Source organism: Streptomyces sp. NPDC088817, from assembly GCF_044750345.1.
Taxonomy (GTDB): domain Bacteria; phylum Actinomycetota; class Actinomycetes; order Streptomycetales; family Streptomycetaceae; genus Streptomyces.
The window spans coordinates 70501-84357 of the sequence record NZ_JBIVJN010000020.1 but is presented as its reverse complement, the minus strand read 5'-3'; the positions used below and the strand labels follow the sequence as shown (position 1 = coordinate 84357).

The window sequence follows — 13857 nt, the reverse complement described above, 5'->3', positions numbered from 1 at the left end:
CGGCATTCCATCCTCGTACGTGCACAGGGCCCTGAGCCGGTGCACGCGTCGGCATGAGAGAGGTCGCGCGGTGAGTCAGCCGAACCGGTACCCGAGCCCGAGCCGCAGCGCGGCGCAGATCCCGGTCGTGGTGCTCGCCGGTTTTCTCGGCTCGGGCAAGACCACGCTTCTCAACCATCTGCTGCACCGCAGCGGCGGCAGCCGCATCGGCGCGATCGTCAACGACTTCGGCGCCGTCGAGATCGACGCCATGGCGGTCGCGGGCGCCCTCGGGGACTCCACCGTCTCCCTCGGCAACGGGTGCCTGTGCTGCGCGGTCGACGCCAGTGAACTCGACGTCTACCTCGACCGGTTGACGAGCCCGGCCGCCGGTATCGACGTCGTCGTCATCGAGGCCAGCGGACTCGCCGAGCCCCAGGAACTCGTCCGCATGGTGCTGGCCTCCGAGAACCCCCGGGTCGTCTACGGCGGGCTCGTCGAGGTCGTGGACGCCGTCGAGTTCGGCGACACGCGGGCGCGGCATCCCGAGATCGACCGGCATCTGGCGCTCGCCGACCTCGTCGTCGTCAACAAGACCGACCGGGCCGCCGACGGCGAGAAGGTGCTCGCACTCGTACGGTCCCTGGTCGACGGGGCCGCCGTCGTCGCGGCCTCGTACGGCAGGGTGGACCCGGAGTTCCTCTTCGACTGCCGGCCGAGCGAGGAGCGGGTCGGGCAGCTCTCCTTCGACGACCTGCACGCGTCCGGCGCGGACGAGGAGCACGACCACCACGCCGGGCATCTGCACGCCGGCTACGACAGCCTCTCCTTCGTCTCCGACGTGCCGCTCGATCCCCGCCGCCTGATGCGGTTCCTGGACAGCCGGCCCGACGGGCTCTACCGGATCAAGGGGTACGTCGGCTTCGGCCGCCACGACGTGCGCAACCGCTACGCCGTGCACGCCGTGGGGCGATTCCTGCGCTTCTACCCCGAGCCCTGGCCGGACGGCGACGACCCCCGTCTCACCCAGCTCGTGCTCATCGGCTCCGGCATCGACGCGGGCGCCCTCGGCAAGGAGCTGGAGGCGTGCGAGCAGGACACCCCGCACGCCGACGAGCACGGCATGTGGGGCGTCCTGCGCTACGTCCGGGCCCCCGAGGGACACGACCCCGAGGCCCCGCACCAGACGGACCTGGACCCGACGGACCTGGACCCGACGGTCCCGGACCCGACGGTCCCGGACTCGACGGTCCCGGACTCGACGGTCCCGGACTCGACGGACCTGAACCCGACGGACCTGGTCCCGACAGACCCGGACCCGTCGGAACCCCCGGTCTAGGCGGGCCCCACGACCACCGCCACCGTCTTCGGCAGCGACACACCCGAGCCGTCGCGGCGCGGGTCGAGCTGCGGGAGTTCGGCCGGGGTGCCGTTCTTCTGCGCGGCCAGGGCCGGGGTGGCCCCCGCCCAGGCGAAGGCCAGGCAGTCCTCGCCCTTCAGGAACCGCTGGCAGCGCACGCCACCGGTGGCGCGGCCCTTGCGCGGGTACTGGTCGAACGGCGTGACCTTGCCCGTCGTCTGCACGCAGTCGTCCAGCGTGCCGCGCGAACCGGCCACGGTGAGGACGATCGCGTCCGCGGCCGGGTCGACGGCCGTGAACGAGATGACCTTGGCGCCCTCGGTGAGCTTGATGCCGGCCATGCCGCCGGCCGGGCGGCCCTGCGGGCGGACCTGGGAGGCCTGGTAGCGCAGGAGCTGGGCGTCGTCCGTGATGAAGACCAGGTCCTCCTCACCGGTGCGCAGCTCCACCGCGCCGACGATCCGGTCACCCTCCTTGAGCGTGATGACCTCCAACTCCTCCTTGCTGGACGGGTAGTCGGGCACGACCCGCTTGACGACGCCCTGCTCGGTGCCGAGTGCCAGGCCGGGCGACGACTCGTCCAGCGTGGTCAGGCAGACCACGGTCTCGTCGTCCTCCAGGGAGACGAACTCCGCCAGCGGCGCTCCGCCGGCGAGGTTCGGAGCCGACGTCTGCTCCGGCAGCTGGGGCAGGTCGACGACGTTCACGCGCAGCAGCCGACCCGCCGACGTCACCACGCCCACCTCTCCCCGGGCGGTCGCCGGGACCGCCGAGACGATCACGTCGTGCTTCTGCCGCTTGCCGTCCGTGCCCTGCGCGAACGGTTCGCCGTTCGCCGTGCGGGCCATCAGGCCCGTCGAGGACAGCAGAACACGGCACGGGTCGTCCGCCACCTGCAACGGCACCACGGCGGCCGGGGCGTCGCTCGCCTCCAGCAGCATCGTGCGCCGGGGAGTGCCGAACTTCTTGGCGACCGCGGCCAGTTCGGCCGAGACCAGCTTGCGCAGCTCCGCGTCGGACTCCAGGATCCGGGTCAGCTCCTCGATCTCCGCGATGAGCTTCTCCTTCTCCGCCTCCAGCTCGATGCGGTCGTACTTGGTCAGCCGGCGCAGCGGGGTGTCGAGGATGTACTGGGTCTGGATCTCGCTCAGCGAGAAGCGCCGCATCAGGCGCTCCTTGGCCTGCGCGGAGTTGTCGCTGGAGCGGATCAGACGGATGACCTCGTCGATGTCCACCAGCGCGGTGAGCAGGCCCTCCACCAGGTGCAGCCGGTCGCGCCGCTTGCGCCGGCGGTACTCGCTGCGGCGCCGTACGACCTCGAAGCGGTGGTCGAGGTAGACCTCCAGCAGCTCCTTCAGGCCGAGCGTGAGGGGCTGACCGTCGACCAGGGCGACGTTGTTGATGCCGAAGGACTCCTCCATCGGCGTCAGCTTGTAGAGCTGCTCCAGGACGGCCTCGGGCACGAAGCCGTTCTTGATCTCGATGACCAGGCGCAGCCCGTGCTCGCGGTCGGTGAGGTCCTTGACGTCGGCGATGCCCTGGATCTTCTTCGAGCCGACCAGGTCCTTGATCTTGGCGATCACCTTCTCCGGGCCCACGGAGAAGGGCAGCTCGGTGACGACCAGCCCCTTGCGGCGCGCCGTCACGGTCTCCACCGAGACCGTCGCGCGGATCTTGAAGGTGCCGCGACCGCTCTCGTAGGCGTCCCTGATTCCGGACAGGCCGACGATCCGGCCGCCGGTGGGCAGGTCGGGGCCCGGGACGTGCCGCATCAGGGCGTCCAGGTCCGCGGTCGGGTGGCGGATCAGGTGGCGGGCGGCCGCGATGACCTCGTTGAGGTTGTGCGGGGGCATGTTCGTGGCCATGCCGACGGCGATGCCGGAGGCGCCGTTCACCAGCAGGTTCGGGAAGGCGGCCGGCAGGGCCACCGGCTCCTGCTCCTGGCCGTCGTAGTTGGGGGCGAAGTCGACGGTGTCCTCGTCGATGGACTCCGTCATCAGGCCGGTGGCCTCGGCCATCCGGCACTCGGTGTACCGCATGGCGGCCGGCGGGTCGTCGTTGCCGAGGGAGCCGAAGTTGCCGTGGCCGTCGACGAGCGGGACACGCATCGAGAAGGGCTGGGTCAGGCGCACCAGGGCGTCGTAGATCGACGCGTCGCCGTGCGGGTGCAGCTTGCCCATGACCTCGCCGACGACGCGGGCGCACTTGACGTAGCCGCGGTCGGGGCGCAGCCCCATCTCGTTCATCTGGTAGACGATGCGGCGGTGCACCGGCTTGAGTCCGTCCCGGGCGTCGGGCAGCGCGCGGGAGTAGATGACCGAGTACGCGTACTCGAGGAAGGAGCCCTGCATCTCGTCGACGACGTCGATGTCGAGGATCCTCTCCTCGTACGCGTCGTCGGGCGGCGGGGTCTTCGTGCTGCGGCGGGCCATCGCTGCCGGCTCCTTGCTGAAGCGTGACGGGATCTGACGCCGACCATTGTGGACCGCGCGGCTGACAACCCGGACCACGCCCCGTCCCCACAGGGCACGTTCCGCCCTCGGGCCCCGCCTCTGGGGCCCCGCGCCGTCCCGTGGCCGCTGGTGGCAGCGGTGCCCCTGGTGCCGCTGCGAACTGCGGGGACGTCCCCGTCGCGTGGTGCCGTCGTGACGCACGGCTTTTCCGTCTCGCTCCGGGCGTACGGACCGTGGGAACTTCGCCACAGGTCCGCACGCTTGCATACAGTGGCAGGACCGGTAGGAAAAGGGCGGTTCGCGGACCGCCATCGCGATCGAAGGGACGTACATGCCCATGGGTCACACGGCCGCAGCCGAGGCAGGCTCCGGCGGCCTGACAGCGACCGAGCACCGCCTGGCCAACGGCCTGCGCGTGGTGCTCTCCGAGGACCACCTGACCCCGGTCGCGGCGGTGTGCCTCTGGTACGACGTCGGCTCGCGGCACGAGGTAAAGGGACGCACCGGCCTGGCTCACCTTTTCGAGCACCTGATGTTCCAGGGCTCCGCCCAGGTCAAGGGCAACGGCCACTTCGAACTGGTGCAGGGCGCGGGCGGCTCGCTCAACGGCACCACCAGCTTCGAGCGCACCAACTACTTCGAGACGATGCCCACCCACCAGCTGGAGCTCGCCCTCTGGCTGGAGGCCGACCGCATGGGTTCGCTGCTCGCGGCGCTGGACGACGAGTCCATGGAGAACCAGCGGGACGTCGTCAAGAACGAGCGCCGCCAGCGCTACGACAACGTCCCCTACGGCACCGCCTTCGAGCGGCTGACCGCCCTCGCCTACCCCGAGGGCCACCCGTACCACCACACGCCGATCGGATCCATGGCGGACCTCGACGCGGCCACCCTGGAGGACGCGCGCGCGTTCTTCCGCACGTACTACGCGCCGAACAACGCCGTGCTGTCGGTCGTCGGCGACATCGACCCGGAGCAGACCCTTGCCTGGGTCGAGAAGTACTTCGGCTCCATCGCGTCCCACGACGGCAAGCCCGAGCCCCGTGACGGCTCCCTGCCCGACGTGATCGGCGGGCAGCTGCGCGAGGTCGTCGAGGAGGAGGTTCCGGCCCGCGCCCTGATGGCCGCCTACCGGCTCCCGCACGACGGCACGCGCGCGTGCGACGCGGCCGACCTGGCGCTCACCATCCTCGGGGGCGGCGAGTCCTCCCGGCTCTACAACCGGCTGGTGCGCCGCGACCGTACGGCCGTCGCGGCCGGTTTCGGACTGCTGCGGCTGTCCGGCGCGCCCTCCCTCGGCTGGCTGGACGTGAAGACCTCCGGCGATGTCGAGGTCCCCGTCATCGAGTCGGCGATCGACGAGGAGCTCGCCCGGTTCGCCGAACAGGGCCCGACGGCGGAGGAGATGGAGCGCGCCCAGGCCCAGCTGGAGCGCGAGTGGCTGGACCGCCTCGGTACGGTCGCGGGCCGCGCCGACGAACTGTGCCGCTACGCCGTCCTGTTCGGCGACCCGCAGCTCGCCCTGACCGCCGTCGGCCGGGTCCTGGAGGTGACGCCCGAGGAGGTCCAGGAGGTCGCCAAGTCCCGCCTGCGTCCCGACAACCGCGCGGTGCTCGTCTACGAGCCGACCGCCGCCGACACGCAGGACGACGCCCAGGACGCGGACGCCGCGGCCACCGACGAGACCGAGGAGGCGGCGAAGTGACCGAGCTCGCCACGATGGAGTTCCACCCCCGGCCGCAGGCCGGCGAGGCCAGGCCGTGGGCGTTCCCCGCCCCCGAGCGCGGGACGCTGGACAACGGCCTGACGGTGCTCCGCTGTCACCGCCCCGGCCAGCAGGTCGTCGCCGTCGAGGTGCTCCTTGACGCACCCCTGGAGGCGGAGCCGGCCGGCCTGGACGGCGTGGCCACGATCATGGCGCGGGCCTTCTCCGAGGGCACCGACCAGCACTCCGCCGAGGAGTTCGCCGCCGATCTTGAGCGCGCGGGCGCCACCCTCGACGCGCACGCCGACCACCCCGGCGTACGGCTCAGCCTGGAGGTCCCGGCCTCCCGCCTGGCCAAGGGGCTCGGCCTGCTGTCCGACGCCCTCAGGGCCCCCGCGTTCGCCGACTCCGAGGTCGAGCGGCTGGTGCGCAACCGGCTCGACGAGATCCCGCACGAGCTGGCCAACCCGGCCCGCCGCGCCGCCAAGGAGCTGTCCAAGGAGCTCTTCCCGGCCGACTCGCGCATGTCGCGGCCGCGCCAGGGCACCGAGGAGACGGTGGAGGCCATCGACTCGGCGGCCGTCCGCGCCTTCTACGACCGGCACGTGCGCCCGTCCACGGCCACCGCCGTGGTCGTCGGCGACCTCACCGGCATCGACCTCGACGAGCTGCTGGGCCGGACCCTGGGCGCCTGGACCGGCGCGCCCGCCAAGCCGCGGCCCGTGCCGCCGGTGACCGCCGACGACACCGGCCGCGTCGTCATCGTGGACCGGCCCGGCGCCGTCCAGACGCAGCTTCTCATCGGCCGCATCGGCGCCGACCGGCACGCACGCGTGTGGCCCGCCCAGGTGCTCGGCACCTACTGCCTCGGCGGCACCCTCACCTCCCGCCTGGACCGCGTCCTGCGCGAGGAGAAGGGCTACACCTACGGCGTGCGGGCGTTCGGCCAGGTGATGCGCTCGGCCCCCGACGGGTCGGGCGCCGCGATGCTCGCCATCAGCGGCTCGGTCGACACCCCGAACACCGGCCCGGCCCTGGACGACCTGTTCACGGTGCTGCGCAAGCTCGCCGCCGAGGGCCTCACGGACGCCGAGCGGGACGTCGCCGTGCAGAACCTCGTCGGCGTGGCCCCGCTGAAGTACGAGACGGCCGCCGTCGTGGCGGGCACGCTGGCCGACCAGGTCGAGCAGCACCTGCCCGACGACTACCAGGCGACGCTCTATCAGCAGCTCGCCGCCACCGGCACGGTGGAGGCCACCGCGGCCGTCGTCAACGCCTTCCCGGTGGACCGTCTGGTGACGGTCCTCGTCGGTGACGCGGCGCAGATCAAGGAGCCCGTCGAGGCCCTGGGCGTCGGCCGGGTCACCGTCGTCGAGGCCGAGTAGCGGCACACACGCGCGTGGGGCCCTGGTGACCGAAGCGTCACCAGGGCCCCATGTTGTCCGGATGTTGCCCGAATTGAGGGAGAGATCGCCTGTCTGCCCTGTGGTATGCGCTACAAAACTTCTGATCCGTTTGGGAATTGAAAGCGGCCCCGCTTAGCGTCGGTCCGGCTGTTCGTCGGGCAGTGCGCCGCGTCCGCGGCACCGGACAGTCATCGCCGAGTCCCCGTACGGCGCGAGCCAGGGGAGCCGGGGACCCACCGTCCCTGGGGTGAATCGGACACCCGCGCGCGATGCGAGGGGGCCGTAGGAGACCTTCCTGCTCCGAACCCGTCAGCTAACCCGGTAGGCGACAGGGAAGGAAAGGACCCACGTCTCCATGGCGTTCACCCGCGCCGCCGGGAAGCACCGGCGGCCGAGCCGGATGCACCGCACCACCGCCCGCGCGGCGGGCGTCGCGGCCCTGGCCACCACCGGTGTCATCGGCACCCTCGCCGCCCCGGCCCTCGCGGCGGAGGCTCCCGCCCCCGAGGACACCGGCCTCACCCCGGTCGTCACCATCGGCGACAGCGTCGCCGAGAAGATCGACGCCCAGGCCGTCGCCCAGCACCGGGCCGCCGCGCGCAAGGAGGCCGAGAAGGCCGCGCGCAAGAAGGCCGCCGAGCAGGCGGCGAAGGAGCGCGAGACCAAGGCGCGCGCCGCCCGCGAGGCCGAGCGCAAGCGCCTCAACGCCTTCGTCGCGCCGATCTTCGACTCGTACGTGTCGACCGGCTACCGGACCGGCGGCTCCCTGTGGTCCTCCGGCACCCACACCGGCATCGACTTCCACGCCGCGAGCGGCACCGGCGTCCACGCGGTCGGCAGCGGCACCGTCGTCGACGCCGGCTGGGGCGGGGCGTACGGGAACCAGGTCGTGATCAGGATGGCCGACGGCATGTACACCCAGTACGGGCACCTGTCGTCCATCCAGGTCTCGGTGGGTCAGCAGGTCACCCCCGGCCAGCAGATCGGCGTGTCCGGCGCCACCGGCAACGTCACCGGACCGCACCTGCACTTCGAGGCCCGTACGACCCCGGACTACGGCTCCGACGTCGACCCCGTGGCCTACCTCCGCAAGCACGGCGTCGACGTCTGACCCGCCGCCCGGCGCACCGTCCGCCCGGCACTCCCGAGGCCCCGGCTCCCGAGCCGGGGCCTCCGGCGTTCCCCGGCGGTCTTGTGGCTGCCGCCGGGCATGCCGAAGCCGTGCCACCCGTCCGGGCGGCACGGCTTCGGCGCAAAACCGTTCCTGCCGGGTCAGACCGTCTCGGGAAGCTCCTCGAGTCCCTCGGCGACCAGCTTGGCCAGGCGGTCGAGCGCGGCCTCCGCGCCGTCGGCGTCGGAGGCCAGGACGACCTCCTCGCCGCCCTCGGCGCCGAGGCCGAGCACGGCCAGCATGGAGGCCGCGTTGACGGGCGTCCCGTCGGCCTTGGCGATCGTCACCGGGATGCCTGCGGCCGTGGCGGCCCGGACGAAGATGGAGGCGGGGCGGGCGTGGAGGCCCTCGGCCCAGCCGACGTTGACGCGGCGCTCAGCCATGTGTTGCTGCCCTTCGGGTGTCAGGGTTGTCTAGACCAGTTTTCCATACGTGAAACGAGCCCGGAGCGGCGGTGTGCGCCGCTCCGGGTGGCGTCGGACCGCGGCCTCGGTCCGATGTGTGTCCTCCACAGACTGCCGCGCGCCGCTGTGGGACGCGAGCCGTACGCTGGGGCCCATGCAGACCTCGCCGGACCGGCACGAGTACCCCGCGCACTGGGAGGCCGACGTGGTACTGCGCGACGGCGGCACCGCACGGATCCGCCCCATCACCGCCGATGACGCCGGCCGTCTGGTCAGCTTCTACGAACAGGTGTCGGACGAATCCAAGTATTACCGCTTCTTCGCGCCCTACCCACGGCTGTCCGCGAAGGACGTCCACCGCTTCACGCACCACGACTTCGTGGATCGGGTGGGACTCGCGGCCACGGTCGGCGGCGAGTTCATCGCCACCGTACGCTACGACCGCATCGGCACGGACGGCATGCCCGCCTCGGCGCCGTCCGACGAGGCCGAGGTCGCCTTCCTGGTGCAGGACGCGCACCAGGGCCGGGGCGTCGCCTCCGCGCTCCTTGAGCACATCGCGGCCGTCGCCCGGGAGCGCGGAATCCGCCGCTTCACCGCCGAGGTGCTGCCGGCCAACACCAAGATGATCAAGGTGTTCACGGACGCCGGGTACACCCAGAAGCGCAGCTTCGAGGACGGCGTCGTCCATCTGGAGTTCGGCATCGAGCCGACCGACCGCTCGCTGGCCGTGCAGCAGGCACGGGAACAGCGAGCCGAGGCACGGTCCGTACGGCGGCTGCTCGTACCCGGCTCGGTCGCCGTCATCGGAGTCGGCCGCACGCGCGGCGGCGTGGGCCGCGGGCTCCTCGACAACATCCGCGACGCCGGCTTCACCGGCCGGCTCCACGCCGTGAACCGGGCCTTCGGTGAGGACTGCCGGGAGATCGACGGGGTGCCCGCCCACCGCTCGGTGCGCGACATCGACGGCCCCGTGGACCTCGCCGTCGTCGCCGTGCCGGCCGAGCACGTACCGGACGCCGTCGCCGAGTGCGGCGAGCACGGTGTGCAGGGGCTCGTCGTGATCTCCGCGGGCTACGCGGAGAGCGGCCCCGAGGGACGCGAGCGGCAGCGCGCGCTCGTACGGCAGGCACGCTCGTACGGCATGCGGATCATCGGGCCCAACACCTTCGGGATCATCAACACCTCGCCGGACGTTCGGCTCAACGCCTCCCTCGCCCCGGAGATGCCCCGGCCCGGCCGCATCGGACTCTTCGCCCAGTCCGGGGCCATCGGCATCGCGCTGCTGTCCCGGCTGCACCGGCGGGGCGGCGGGGTCACCGGGGTCACGGGCGTGTCGACCTTCGTGTCGGCCGGCAACAGGGCGGACGTCTCCGGCAACGACGTCATGCAGTTCTGGTACGACGACCCCGACACCGACGTCGCCCTGATGTACCTGGAGTCCATCGGCAACCCGCGCAAGTTCACCCGCCTGGCCCGGCGTACGGCGGCGGTGAAGCCGCTGGTCGTGGTGCAGAGCGCAGGCTCCGCCCCGCCGGGGCACGCGGTACGGGCGACCCGGCTGCCGCATGCGACGGTGTCCGCGCTGCTGCGGCAGGCCGGAGTGATCCGGGTCGACACCATCACCGAACTGGTCGACACCGGCCTGCTGCTCGCCCGGCAGCCGCTGCCGCCGGGACCGCGGGTGGCGATCCTCGGCAACTCCGAGTCGCTGGGCGTGCTGACCTACGACCGCTGTCTCGCGGAGGGGCTGCGCCCCCAGCCGCCGCGCGACCTGACGACGGCGGCCTCGGCGGAGGACTTCCGGGTCGCGCTGTCCCGGGCGCTCACCGACGAGACCACCGACGCGGTGGTCGTCACGCTGATACCGGCGGTGGGGGAGGAGGCCGCCGCGGACACCGCCCTGGCCGAGGCGCTGCGCTCGGCCGCCCAGGAGGTCCCCGGCAAGCCGGTCCTGGTGGTCCACGTCGAGTTCGGCGACCTGGCGGAAGCCCTCTCCGCCGCCACGAGCACGGCCCCGCCCCCCGGCCCGGGCCCCCAGCCGCCGGCGACTCCGCTGCTGCCGCGCTCCACGGCACCCGGGTCGGCTCAGGCTCTCCCGAGGGGTCCGGACCGCCCGACGGGCGGGGCGTCCCCGGCTGGTCCGGTTCACCAGGCGGGCGCTGCTTCCCTGGCGGGCGCGGACCATCAGTCGGGCGGGGTGTCCCCGGCCGACTCGGGCCCTGAGCCCGGCGTGGCGCCGCACGTCGGCCAGGGCCCCCGGCCGGGGGCGGGCCACCGGTCCGGCCCGGTCTTTTCGCCCGCAGACCCGCACCCCGAGACCGGCACTGGCCCGAACCCCGAGACCGGCACCGGCCCGAAGGCGCGCACGGGACCCGGACGAGGACCTGGCCAGGCCTCCGGCCCTGGTCAGGCCTCCGGCCCTGGTCAGGCCCCCGGCCCCGGTCGGGAATCGGGTCCCGACCAAGCATTCGCCGCAGGTTCGCGGCCCGGTGCCGGTCCCGGTCCTGGGCGACCGGCCTCCGCCGTGCCCGAAGGGCCCGGAGGAACGGGCCCCGGGCCTGTGGCGTCGGCCGGTGCGAGCGCCGAGTCGGCCGCCGCCGGACCGCGGCTGATCACCGCCTATCCCGCCGCCGAGCGCGCCGTGCGGGCGCTCGCCGAAGCGGTCCGGTACGGACAGTGGCGGCGGGAGGCCGCGGAGCCCGGCCGGGTGCCGGAGTACGAGGACATCGACGAGAAGGGCGCCGCCGTGTTCATCGGCGGGCTGCTGGAGCGCGGGCAGGGCCTCACGCTCGGCACGGAGAAGACCTGCGAGCTGCTCGGCCGGTATGGCATCCACGTGCGCCGGGCCCTGCCCGCACCCACCCCCGACGACGCCGCCGAGGCTGCCCGCACCCTCGGCTACCCCGTCGCTCTGAAGGCCACCGCCCCCCATCTGCGGCACCGCGCCGACCTGGGCGGCGTACGCCTCGACCTCACCGACGAGGAGCAACTCCGCTGGGCATACGCCGAGTTGACCGACCTCTTCGGCAAGCCCGAGGAGGTGCGGCCGGTGGTGCAGGCGATGGCACCCCGAGGCGTCGACACCGTCGTGCGCGCGGTGATCGACCCGGCGGCCGGCGCCGTGCTCTCCTTCGGGCTCGCCGGCGTCGCCTCCCAACTGCTCGGCGACATGGCCCACCGGCTGATCCCCGTCACCGACCGCGAGGCCACCTCCCTGATCAGCTCCATCCGCACGGCGCCCCTGCTGTTCGGCTGGCGCGGCTCCGCCCCGGTCGACACAGCCGCCCTGCAGGAGCTGCTGCTGCGCGTGTCACGGCTGGTCCACGACCACCCGGAGGTCGTCGCCGTCACCATGGAACCGGTCGTCGTCGCCCCGCGCGGGCTGACCGTCCTCGACGCCACCGTGCGCCTGGCACCCCCGCCCGCGCGCGACGACCTCGGCCCGCGCACGCTCCCGGTGTACTGACCGCGGCTCCTCGCTCCGCGGCGGTGCCTCGCAGTCGGTGCGCCCCCGTAGGATGGACGGCATGGCCAAGACCAGTACGACGACCCAGGGGCTGCGTTCGGCGATCGAACGCAGCGGCTACTACCCGGCTCTCGTGGCCGAAGCGGTGGAGGCCGCCGTGGGCGGAGAGCCCATCCGGTCGTACCTGGTCCACCAGGAGACCACGTTCGACCAGAACGAGGTGCGGCGGCACGTGACGGTGCTCGTCCTCACCGGCAACCGCTTCATCGTCAGCCACACCGACGAGCAGGCCGCCGACAGCACCTCCCCGACGCCGTACGCCACCACGTCCACGGAGTCGGTCAAGCTCGACCGGATCTCGTCGGTCGTGGTCAGCCGCGTGGTCGCCAACCCCGAGCAGTACACGCCGGGCACGCTGCCGCGCGAGGTCGTGCTGACCATCGGCTGGGGCGCCGTGTCCCGTATCGACCTGGAGCCCGCCGCCTGCGGTGACCCCAACTGCGAGGCCGACCACGGCTACACGGGCAACTCGACGGCGGACGACCTCAGCCTGCGCGTCAGCGAGGCCGGCGACGGCCCCGAGACGGTCCGGCAGGCCCTCGCCTTCGCCCAGGCCATCTCCGAGGCCACCGCGGACCCGACCCGCTGATGACCCGCCCCTTCTTCCCCGACGACGCCACCGCCTGGGACCACCCGGTGCCGCTGGCCGTCGAGTCCGCACCCGTCCCCGCGTACGGCACCGGCTCGCTCGCCGACCTGCTGCCCACGCTGGCCGCCGGGATGGGCGTCCCGCGGATGACGGCCGCGATCGACGAGCTGGCCCCCGTCGACCGCGCCTGCGTCTTCCTGATCGACGGCCTCGGCTGGGAGCAGCTGAAGGCGCACCCCGCGGAAGCGCCCTACCTGAACTCCCTGCTCGGCAGCTCGCGCGGCGGAACCGGCCGCCCGATCACCGCCGGGTACCCGGCGACCACGGCGACCTCGCTCGCCTCCGTCGGCACCGGCCTGCCCCCGGGCGCGCACGGCCTGCCCGGCTACACCGTGCGCAACCCGGCCACCGGCCAGCTGATGAACCAGCTGCGCTGGCAGCCGTTCACCGATCCGCGCGCCTGGCAGCCCCACCCCACGGTCTTCCAGCTTGCCCAGCAGGCAGGCGTGCACGCCGCCCAGGTGTCCTCCCCGGCCTTCCAGAACACCCCGCTGACCAAGGTCGCGCTCAGCGGCGGCACGTTCCTGGGACGGCTGACCGGCGAGGAGCGCATGGACGTCGCGGCCGAGCAGCTCGCCGCCGCCGACCGGGCCCTCGTCTACACGTACTACTCGGAACTCGACGGCGCCGGTCACCGCTACGGCGTCGACTCCGACACCTGGCGCGGACAGCTCATGCACGTCGACCGGCTGGCGCAGCGCCTGGCCGAGCAGCTCCCGCCGCGCAGCGCGCTCTACGTCACCGCCGACCACGGCATGATCGACGTCCCGTTCGACGAGCAGCACCGCATCGACTTCGACGAGGACTGGGAGCTGCGCGCGGGCGTCGCCCTGCTCGGCGGCGAGGGACGCGCGCGGCACGTGTACGCGGTGCCGGGCGCCGAGGGCGACGTGCTCACCTGCTGGCGCGAGGTGCTCGGCGAGCAGTTCTGGGTCGCCTCCCGGGACGAGGCGATCGCGGCGGGCTGGTTCGGGCCGCGCGTCGACGAGCGGGTGTACGCGCGGATCGGCGACGTGATCGCCGCCGCCCGCGACGACGTCCTGCTCATCGCCTCCGAGCAGGAGCCGAAGGAGTCGCTGATGGTCGGCAACCACGGTTCGATGACCCCTGCCGAGCAGCTGGTCCCCCTGCTGGAAGTACGCTCCTGAGGCCCCTTCCCCGCCTGCTCGCCGTACACCACCGTCCTCCACACTCGCCGAAA

General features: G+C 72.9%; 9 protein-coding genes and 1 riboswitch. Of the genes, 7 read left to right on the top strand and 2 right to left on the bottom strand.

Features of this window, described 5'->3' with window-relative positions:
- Positions 1 to 70 precede the first annotated feature (70 nt).
- On the top strand, positions 71 to 1318 hold the full coding sequence (locus tag ACIP4X_RS30555; protein ID WP_401351455.1) for a GTP-binding protein: 1248 nt from the start codon (positions 71 to 73) through the stop codon (positions 1316 to 1318).
- Here ACIP4X_RS30555 and ACIP4X_RS30550 read toward each other — a convergent pair.
- Positions 1315 to 3771, bottom strand: a complete 2457-nt coding sequence (locus ACIP4X_RS30550) for a DNA topoisomerase IV subunit A (protein ID WP_358735142.1) — start codon at positions 3769 to 3771, stop codon at positions 1315 to 1317. The genes ACIP4X_RS30555 and ACIP4X_RS30550 overlap by 4 nt on opposite strands.
- 352 nt (positions 3772 to 4123) lie before the next feature.
- On the opposite strand from ACIP4X_RS30550, the gene ACIP4X_RS30545 reads away from it, so the two are divergent.
- The 3 genes from ACIP4X_RS30545 (at position 4124) to ACIP4X_RS30535 (ending at position 8014) form a co-directional block, all read left to right on the top strand.
- Entirely contained in the window at positions 4124 to 5497 is a 1374-nt protein-coding gene (locus ACIP4X_RS30545; protein ID WP_358735140.1) for a pitrilysin family protein, read from the top strand.
- Complete coding sequence (locus ACIP4X_RS30540; protein WP_358735137.1) at positions 5494 to 6882, top strand: pitrilysin family protein; 1389 nt, start codon at positions 5494 to 5496, stop codon at positions 6880 to 6882. The genes ACIP4X_RS30545 and ACIP4X_RS30540 overlap by 4 nt, the downstream gene beginning before the upstream one ends.
- A 203-nt stretch (positions 6883 to 7085) precedes the next feature.
- A riboswitch (cyclic di-AMP (ydaO/yuaA leader) is annotated at positions 7086 to 7246 on the top strand.
- 12 nt (positions 7247 to 7258) lie between these two features.
- Positions 7259 to 8014, top strand: coding sequence for a M23 family metallopeptidase (locus ACIP4X_RS30535; protein ID WP_401351453.1), 756 nt, complete (start codon positions 7259 to 7261; stop codon positions 8012 to 8014).
- Positions 8015 to 8175: 161 nt separating this feature from the next.
- Here ACIP4X_RS30535 and ACIP4X_RS30530 read toward each other — a convergent pair whose 3' ends face one another.
- Entirely contained in the window at positions 8176 to 8457 is a 282-nt protein-coding gene (locus ACIP4X_RS30530) for an HPr family phosphocarrier protein (protein ID WP_358735134.1), read from the bottom strand.
- 175 nt (positions 8458 to 8632) lie between these two features.
- Between ACIP4X_RS30530 and ACIP4X_RS30525 the strand changes: the two genes are divergently transcribed.
- From ACIP4X_RS30525 to ACIP4X_RS30515, 3 genes are read left to right on the top strand one after another with little or no spacing between them, the layout of a single operon-like run.
- Positions 8633 to 11947: a GNAT family N-acetyltransferase gene (locus tag ACIP4X_RS30525; RefSeq protein ID WP_401351451.1), complete on the top strand. Its 3315-nt coding sequence runs from the start codon at positions 8633 to 8635 to the stop codon at positions 11945 to 11947.
- A 52-nt stretch (positions 11948 to 11999) separates the two neighbouring features.
- Entirely contained in the window at positions 12000 to 12596 is a 597-nt protein-coding gene (locus ACIP4X_RS30520; protein ID WP_100570666.1) for a DUF5998 family protein, read from the top strand.
- Positions 12596 to 13804, top strand: coding sequence for an alkaline phosphatase family protein (locus ACIP4X_RS30515; protein ID WP_401351449.1), 1209 nt, complete (start codon positions 12596 to 12598; stop codon positions 13802 to 13804). Before ACIP4X_RS30520 ends, ACIP4X_RS30515 begins: the two co-directional genes overlap by 1 nt.
- The last annotated feature ends 53 nt before the right edge of the window (positions 13805 to 13857 follow it).

What these genes read in the sequence shown, in the direction of transcription:
- ACIP4X_RS30550 (WP_358735142.1), bottom strand. Translation starts at nt 3,771, where the DNA reads ATGGCCCGCCGCAGCACGAAGACCCCGCCGCCCGACGACGCGTACGAG.
- ACIP4X_RS30545 (WP_358735140.1), top strand. Translation starts at nt 4,124, where the DNA reads ATGCCCATGGGTCACACGGCCGCAGCCGAGGCAGGCTCCGGCGGCCTG.
- ACIP4X_RS30535 (WP_401351453.1), top strand. Translation starts at nt 7,259, where the DNA reads ATGGCGTTCACCCGCGCCGCCGGGAAGCACCGGCGGCCGAGCCGGATG.
- ACIP4X_RS30530 (WP_358735134.1), bottom strand. Translation starts at nt 8,457, where the DNA reads ATGGCTGAGCGCCGCGTCAACGTCGGCTGGGCCGAGGGCCTCCACGCC.
- ACIP4X_RS30525 (WP_401351451.1), top strand. Translation starts at nt 8,633, where the DNA reads ATGCAGACCTCGCCGGACCGGCACGAGTACCCCGCGCACTGGGAGGCC.
- ACIP4X_RS30520 (WP_100570666.1), top strand. Translation starts at nt 12,000, where the DNA reads ATGGACGGCATGGCCAAGACCAGTACGACGACCCAGGGGCTGCGTTCG.
- ACIP4X_RS30515 (WP_401351449.1), top strand. Translation starts at nt 12,596, where the DNA reads ATGACCCGCCCCTTCTTCCCCGACGACGCCACCGCCTGGGACCACCCG.